Origin of the sequence: Deinococcus sp. (assembly GCF_025362455.1) — a bacterium.
Classification (GTDB): domain Bacteria; phylum Deinococcota; class Deinococci; order Deinococcales; family Deinococcaceae; genus Deinococcus.
Genome location: NZ_JANYGJ010000209.1, coordinates 1 through 7,417, shown reverse-complemented (window position 1 = coordinate 7,417; position 7,417 = coordinate 1). Strand labels below are relative to the sequence as shown.

Annotated in this window: 6 protein-coding genes; 3 read left to right on the top strand and 3 right to left on the bottom strand. The window is 64.9% G+C overall.

Annotation, left to right across the window (positions count from 1 at the left end):
• The 3 genes from Q0R23_RS14920 to Q0R23_RS14910 all read right to left on the bottom strand — a co-directional run.
• Positions 1 to 539, bottom strand: a 539-nt coding sequence (locus Q0R23_RS14920) for a hypothetical protein (protein WP_293914222.1), incomplete at its 3' end; no start/stop codon positions are given.
• 30 nt (positions 540 to 569) lie between these two features.
• Positions 570 to 1,688 (bottom strand): EAL domain-containing protein, encoded by a 1,119-nt coding sequence (locus tag Q0R23_RS14915; protein ID WP_293914220.1) that lies wholly within the window; start codon positions 1,686 to 1,688, stop codon positions 570 to 572.
• Positions 1,689 to 1,810: 122 nt separating this feature from the next.
• A complete protein-coding gene (locus tag Q0R23_RS14910) occupies positions 1,811 to 3,202 on the bottom strand; it encodes an acyl-CoA dehydrogenase family protein (protein WP_293914218.1) in 1,392 nt (463 codons plus the stop codon).
• A gap of 126 nt (positions 3,203 to 3,328) precedes the next feature.
• On the opposite strand from Q0R23_RS14910, the gene Q0R23_RS14905 reads away from it, so the two are divergent.
• The 3 genes from Q0R23_RS14905 to acnA form a co-directional block, all read left to right on the top strand.
• A complete protein-coding gene (locus Q0R23_RS14905) occupies positions 3,329 to 3,934 on the top strand; it encodes a hypothetical protein (RefSeq protein WP_293914216.1) in 606 nt (201 codons plus the stop codon).
• A gap of 487 nt (positions 3,935 to 4,421) precedes the next feature.
• Entirely contained in the window at positions 4,422 to 4,628 is a 207-nt protein-coding gene (locus Q0R23_RS14900) for a hypothetical protein (protein ID WP_293914214.1), read from the top strand.
• Between the two features lie 212 nt (positions 4,629 to 4,840).
• A partial coding sequence (acnA, locus tag Q0R23_RS14895) for an aconitate hydratase AcnA (RefSeq protein ID WP_293914213.1) occupies positions 4,841 to 7,417 on the top strand: 2,577 nt, incomplete at its 3' end.

Sequence of the window (7,417 nt, the reverse complement as noted above, 5' to 3'; positions counted from 1 at the left end):
CACGCGGATTTCTGCACGGCCACGCTGCTGAGGTCCGGCCAGTTGAGCAGCACGTAAAAGCTGCCCGCATTGCTGCCCGCGATGCACAGCTCGTGCTCGGACACCTGCAAGTCGGTGACGCGCATGTTGACCAGGGTTTTGACCTTCGGCGCGGCGATGGTGCGGCCCAGCGTCCACAACATCAGGGTGTGATTGCCGGTGCCGATGCCCACCAGATAGCGCCCGTCCGGTGTGAAGATGAACTGCTCGATGTCCGAGTCGGGCAGCGCCTGGGTTTTGCCGTACCCGTTGGTGACGGTCACCTGGCAGGTCACGTACTTGTTCCAGAAGTAACACCAGCGAATCGCCGCCTGCGTTTTGCCCTTGTTGTAGATGATGTTGCGGTAGCTGTAGCTCTCGAACTGCTGCTCTTTTTGCCGGGGCGCCGAGACATACACCGTCTTGCTGCCGAAATACAGCGGCACGGTCTGGAGGGGTGTCTGGAGCGAGGGAACCAGCGCCAGGTTCAGGAGCAGGGGCAGAAGGGTGCCAGGGCTCATGTCTTTAGTCTAGCTTAATTATCTGATCGGTCAGGTCAGAACCTCACCGACGCCGGACAGTGCCCTGACCCGCTGCCCTGACCGGTCCTCGCCCGTCAGGTCCTGCTCGCCCAGCGGACGCCCCAGGCCGAAGCCCTGACCCAGATCGGCGCCCAGCGAGACGGCGACTTCCAGCTCGAAGTTGGTTTCCAGGCCCTCGACCACGACCCGCACGCCGAGCCGGTGGGCATAGTCGATCAGCGAACCCACCAGCGCAATGCGCGGATCATCTTCGGCAAGGCCCAGCATCAGGCTGCGGTCCAGCTTGACGAAATCCGGGCGCAACGTTTCCAGGTGCAGCAAGCTGCTGCGTCCGGCGCCCAGATCGTCGAGCGCGACCTGCATGCCCCCTCGGCGGTAGCGCGAGAGCACCGTGCCCAGCATCTCCAGATCGGGAAAGTGGTCGGACTCGACGGCCTCGAAGATCAGCCGCTGCGGGTCCACGCCGAACTGATGGCAGGCGGTGAAGGTGCTGCTCAGGCAGACTTCCGGGTCGTAGATCACGCCGGGCATGAAGTTGATGAGCAGCCGTCCGCCCGCTGCCACCCGCGCCGCGCCCTGTTCGATGGCCGCCAGGCGTGCCCGGCGGTCGAGCAGATGCAGCCCGCCGTGTGCCGGAGCCGCCGCCAGCAGGTCCAGCGCCCCGAAGTGCCGGTCATCCAGGCTTGAGCGCATCAGCGCCTCGTGCCCGAAGACGGCGCCGGAACGCAGATCGAAGACCGGCTGGAAGACGAACTTCAGCCTCTCGGCGGCCCCCGGAAACCAACTCGTGCGCGAGCGCGTCAGCCACAGCGGTAGGGTGGTCGCCTGCCAGTACAGCGGTGTGTCAGCCTCCAGCGCCACGACCTGAACCTGCTCGCGCTCGGCTGGCCTCAGCGCGTCCGACACGGCGCCGAGTCGGGAAGTCAGCTCGGTGTCGCCGACCCCGTGCTTATTGACCCCGTACTTATTGACCTCCAGGCGCCAGCCGGGGCCGCACTGAACCAGTCCGGAGGCGCCCGCGATCAGCGCCAGCTTGCGCGTCACATGGGCGGAACTGCTGTAGATCAGGGCAGCTTGTCCGTGGGAATAGGGGCGGAGGCGTTCGCAGTCGCAGGCCGGGCGGGTCACTCCGTCATGGTAGAGGATGACTGTCACCGACTTCCTACACAGTCCAGATGAGGGTGGCCAGATGAGGGTGGCCAGACGAAGGCGCTCAGATACTCAGATACAGATACTCAGATACAGGGCCTTCAGACGAAGGCGCTCAGACCCGTGATCGCCCGGCCTACCACCAGGGTATTGATCTCGTTGGTGCCCTCGTAGCTGTAGATGGCCTCGGTGTCGGCGAAGTGCTTGGCGACGCCGTTTTCGAGCAAAATACCGTTGCCGCCCAGCGTCTCGCGGGCAAAGGCCACCGTCTCGCGGCAACGCGCCGCCGTGAACACCTTGGCCAGCGCGGCGTGCTCGTCTTTCATGACGCCGTGGTCGGCCATCTCGGAGAGTCTCAGGCACATGGTAAACATGCTCGTGACGTTGCCCAGCATGTGAACGAGGTGGTTCTGGATAAGCTGGAATTCCCCGATGCGCTTGCCGAACTGCACTCTGGTCTGGGCGTATTTCAGCGCCGCCTCGTAGGCGCCCATGGCGCAGCCCACGCCCTGCCAGGCCACGCCCGCACGGGTCAGCCGCAGGACGTCGGCGGTGGTGCGCCAGCCCTGGACGGCTTGCAGGCGGTCCGCCTCGGCCACCCGGCATCCACTGAGGGTAACCAGGCCGTTCTCGACGATCCGCAGCGCCGTCTTGCCCTGAATCTTCTCGACGCTGTAGCCCGGCGTCCCCGCCCGCACGATAAAGCCGCGCACCTCGCCACTCTCCACGTCCCGCGCCCAGACGACGGTGATGTCAGAAAAAGTAGAGTTGCCGATCCATTTTTTCTGGCCGTTCAGAATCCAGCCGTCGCCGTCGCGCTGGCAGGTCGTGTGCAGGCCCTGGCTGACCTGGCTGCCGCCTTCGGGCTCGGTCAGGCCAAAGGCCCCGATCACATCCAGATCGAGCATTTTCGGCAGCCACTCGGCTTTCTGTTCCGGCGAGCCGCCCAGCGCGATGCTGGCGAAGGCCAGGCCCGCGTGGACGCCGAAGAAGACGGCTGTGGACACGTCCACCTTGCAGGCTTCCAGCGTGATGATGCCCTCCATGACGGTGGCGTCCGGTTTGCGCGTGCCGTCCTCGTTCCAGACCTTCCGCAGCAGGTTCAAAGGTTTGAGGCCGTCGATGATCTGGCGCGGAAACTCGTCGCGGTTCCAGTACTCGTTCATGATCGGCGCCACGTGCTGATGCATGAAGCCCTGAACCTGGCCCGCGACCTCGCGCTGCTCATCCGTCAGGGTGTCCATCAGTCCGAAAAAGTCGCCATCAGGGGCGGGCAGTTCACGCTTTTTGGGTTTATCCGCGCCCACACCCAGCGCCTTGCTGAGCTGCCTGAGCTGCGAGTCGTTCATGCCCGCCGCCGCGTTCAGCAGGCCCGGCAGGTCAATCTTGCCCGACAGCTCCGCCAGTTTGCCCAGGTCGAGCCGGGCCATCAGTTGGTTCAGGTCGCCGCCGGACGGTGCCGCACTTGCTGGGGCAGGAGCTGTCTTGGTCATGGTTCTATTTTGCGCCCCCAAACAATTTTAGACTGAGTTCAAGGACGCGGTTTCGGCTTACAGAAAAGTTCAGTCGCCGTTCATGGGATCGGTTTACAGCCGGGAGCGTCCCGTAGCATGGCAGGCGTGACCAGCTCCACATCAAGTCCAGCTCGGCCCGTCAATCCCCTGCGGCCCAGCCAGCCGCTGCCGCTCAAACCGGCGGGGTACCTGGGCCTGGCGAGCTACAGCAGCCTGGGCCGTTTCTGGACCTACCTCGACGCGGCCCGGCGCAACGGGCGCGACGTGGGCCTGGTGCGCGGCGACCCGGAGGCCACTTGCCGCCGCCGCATCAGCGGGTATCTGCTGGACGGTGCGGGACTATTGATCGACGCGGAAAAGGTCGGCAGCTCGCTGGACGAAGGGTTGGAGCCGCACCCGGCGCTGATCGCCCTGCTCGGCGGCGATTCCAGTCTGCTGCGCGAGACGCTGAACCTACATTATGCGCTGAGGCTGAATTTCGTCCTGGCCTTCACCCGCCACCGTGATTTGATCCTGCGCCCGGAGTTCAAGTTCGTGCTCAAGCCTGTAGAGAAGGACCACGCACTGGGCGATGTGCAGCCGCTGGACTGGAACGCCATCGAGACGGCATCTGCTCCGCTTCCGCCCCTGCCCAAAGACGTGCCGCTGAATGCCCGGCGACTGGGGCGCGATGAATTGCGGTTTTTATTGGAGCGGGCGTGTGGGTTGTAGGGAGGGGAGTGGGCAGCGGGGAGTGGGCAGTGGGAAGGGCGAAGGGAGCGTGGGTGGAGCTGGGAGTTCAGGAATGGCGAGGTACAACCCCCCACCCGTTACGTGGGAGCCCCCCTTGAGGGGAGCCGAAAACACCCTTCCAGTCGCTCTTGAGCGCTTTCGCCTCCCTTTGAGGGGAGGTGCCCCGAAGTGGAGCACCTCGCAGAGAGGGGTGGACTCGCAGAGCGTCTTATACGAGATTAAAATGAGTCCAGGCCACTCGCCGTTGATCCCTCGCCCCCTGCGGGAGAGGGAGGGAGCCGCAACGTGGCGGAAGGGTGAGGGGGGGACCGTGCGGCCTTGAAGACACATGTTCGGAAGTCTTTTTAATTCCGTCTTAGCCAGAACGGCACCTATCGGGCCTGGCCACTGCGAAGCAGAGGGGTCGTACCGGGCGTCCCAGACACCTCGTAAAACTGCCATCCCGCGCCGCGCTACCCTGACCCCTATGGACCTCCAACACGCCCTGGACGCCGCCAACAGTGCCCGTGCGCTCAGCCTGTTTCTCTTCGCCGTCTTCACCGCCTGGTGGGCGCAGGAGCACCGCCGGGTGGCCTGGGTGTGGTTCCTCGGCGGCTTATTTTTCGGCCCGTTCTGTGGCCTGTACCTGCTGTATCTCAACGCTCAGGAGCGGAGCGGCGGCGGCCTGCCCTGATCTGTCCCCCGGCTGGGAACAACGGACCCTGGCACCCGGCGTCGCGTCCCAGTAGGCGCTTGCTCTCCAATTTCCGTGCTGTTACTTTGTCGGTAAAGACTGCGGGGTGCCTGGCGGGTATTTTGTCCGTGCCTGGCCGTATATCATGACGCCATCAAATCAGCCCACCTGGGCACCGCCTGGCAGAAGGTCAGGTACGAGGGAGGAATACAGTGGCACACGACCTGTTCGGCGCACGCGACATTCTGCGGAAAAGCGCTTCTGGCAACGTCTATTACTACCGTCTGGATAAGCTCCGTGAGCGCGGATTCGCCGTCGATAAGCTCCCATTTTCGGTCAAGGTGCTGCTCGAAAGCGTGCTGCGCGAGGCCAACGATTATGACGTGCGCCGCGAGGACGTGCTCAACGTCGCGGGTTGGAAGCCTATTAACGAGGAGATCGAGATTCCCTTCAAGCCTGCCCGCGTGATTTTGCAGGACTTTACCGGCGTGCCCGCCGTGGTGGACCTGGCGGCCATGCGCACGGCGATGGTGGCGCTCGGCGGCGATCCCAGGAAGATCAACCCGCTGATTCCGGTGGACCTGGTGATCGACCACAGCGTACAGGTGGACGAGTACGGCACCGACAGGGCGCTCTTAAACAACATGGCGCTGGAGTTCGAACGCAACAACGAGCGCTATGAATTTCTGCGGTGGGGCCAGCAGGCCTTCGACAACTTCGGCGTGGTGCCGCCCGCCTCCGGCATCGTCCATCAGGTCAATCTGGAATACCTGGCCAAAGGCGTGCAGAGCCGCCCGGAAGACGACGGGATCGTGGTCTACCCCGATTCGCTGGTGGGCACCGACAGTCATACCACCATGATTAACGGCATCGGCATCGTGGGCTGGGGCGTCGGCGGCATCGAGGCCGAGGCGGTCATGCTGGGCCAGCCGATCTACATGCTGATGCCGGAAGTGGTGGGATTCCGCGTCACCGGCAAAAGCGCCGAGGGCGTCACCGCCACCGACATCGCCCTGACCGTCACCGAGATGCTGCGCAAGGCCGGTGTGGTGGGCAAGTTCGTCGAGTTCTACGGCGCGGGCCTGAGCAACATGACCCTGCCGGACCGCGCCACGATTGCCAACATGGCCCCCGAATACGGCGCCACGATGGGCTTTTTCCCCGTGGATGAGGAAGCCCTGCGCTACCTGCGCCGCACCGGACGCCTTCCCGATGAGGTCGAGCTGGTCGAGACCTACTGCAAGGCCCAGGGCCTGTTCCGCACCGACGAGACGCCCGACCCCGTGTTCACCAGCACTGTCGAACTCGACCTAGCCAGCGTGGTGCCCAGCCTGTCCGGCCCCAAGCGCCCCCAGGACCGGGTGGCCCTGACCGACATGCAGCCGGTGTTCGCGGAGGCGCTGCTGGCGCCCGTCAAGGCTCGCGGCTTCGAGCTCGACCCGGCCACGCTGGGAGATACGGGCACCATCACCGGTACCGGCCACCAGATCGGGCACGGCTCGGTGGTGCTGGCGGCGATTACGAGCTGCACGAATACCTCCAACCCCAGCGTGCTGATCGCGGCGGGCCTGGTGGCGAAAAAGGCCGTGGAACTCGGATTAGACAGCAAGCCCTGGGTCAAGACCTCGCTGGCGCCCGGTTCGCGGGTCGTCACCGAGTATCTGGAAGCGGCGGGCCTCCAGACCTACCTCGACCAGATCGGCTTTAACACCGTCGGCTACGGCTGCACGACCTGTATCGGCAACTCCGGGCCGCTGCCGGAAGCCACCGTGGACGCCATCAAGGAAGGCAACCTGGTCGCGGCCAGCGTGCTGTCGGGCAACCGCAACTTCGAGGGCCGCATCAACCCCGACATCCGCGCCAACTACCTGGCGAGCCCGCCGCTGGTGGTCGCCTACGCGCTGGCCGGAACGGTGGACATCGACATCGCCAGAGGCGTCATCGGCACGAGCAGGGACGGGCACCCGGTCTACCTCAAGGACCTGTGGCCCAGCAACGCTGAGATCCAGGACGTGATGGACGCCGCCATCAACGCCGAGATGTTCCGCAAGATCTACGACGGCATCGAGCAGAGCAACGCCCAGTGGAACGCTATTCCGGTGTCGGGCGGCGATCTGTACAACTGGAATCATGAGAGCACCTACATCCAGAACCCGCCGTTTTTCGACGCACTGGCGGACGGCGTGCGCGAGGTCAGCGACATTCAGGGCGCCCGCGTGCTGGTGAAGGTGGCCGACTCGGTGACCACCGACCACATCAGCCCGGCAGGCAGCTTCGGGGCGGCTAGCCCGGCGGGTCAGTTCCTGGTCAACAGCGGCGTGCCGCAGCGCGAGTTCAACTCCTACGGTTCGCGGCGCGGCAACGACCGGATCATGACACGGGGGACGTTTGCCAACATCCGGCTCAAGAACCAGCTCGCGCCCGGCACCGAAGGCGGCTTCACTACCAACTTCCTGAGCGGTCAGGTGACCAGTATCTACGACGCCTCGGTGGCCTACAAGGCGGCGAGCGTTCCGCTGGTGGTGCTGGCGGGCAAGGACTACGGCATGGGCAGCAGCCGCGACTGGGCCGCCAAGGGCACCTTCCTGCTGGGCGTCAGGGCTGTGATCGCCGAAAGCTTCGAGCGCATCCACCGCAGCAACCTGGTGGGCATGGGCGTGCTGCCGCTGATGTACAAAGGCGGCCAGAGCGCCGAGAGCCTGGGCATCAGCGGCGAGGAGCTGTTCCACTTCCACCTGCCCGCGACCCTGAAGCCCCGCGAGGACGTGCGCGTGACCGTGACCGACCTG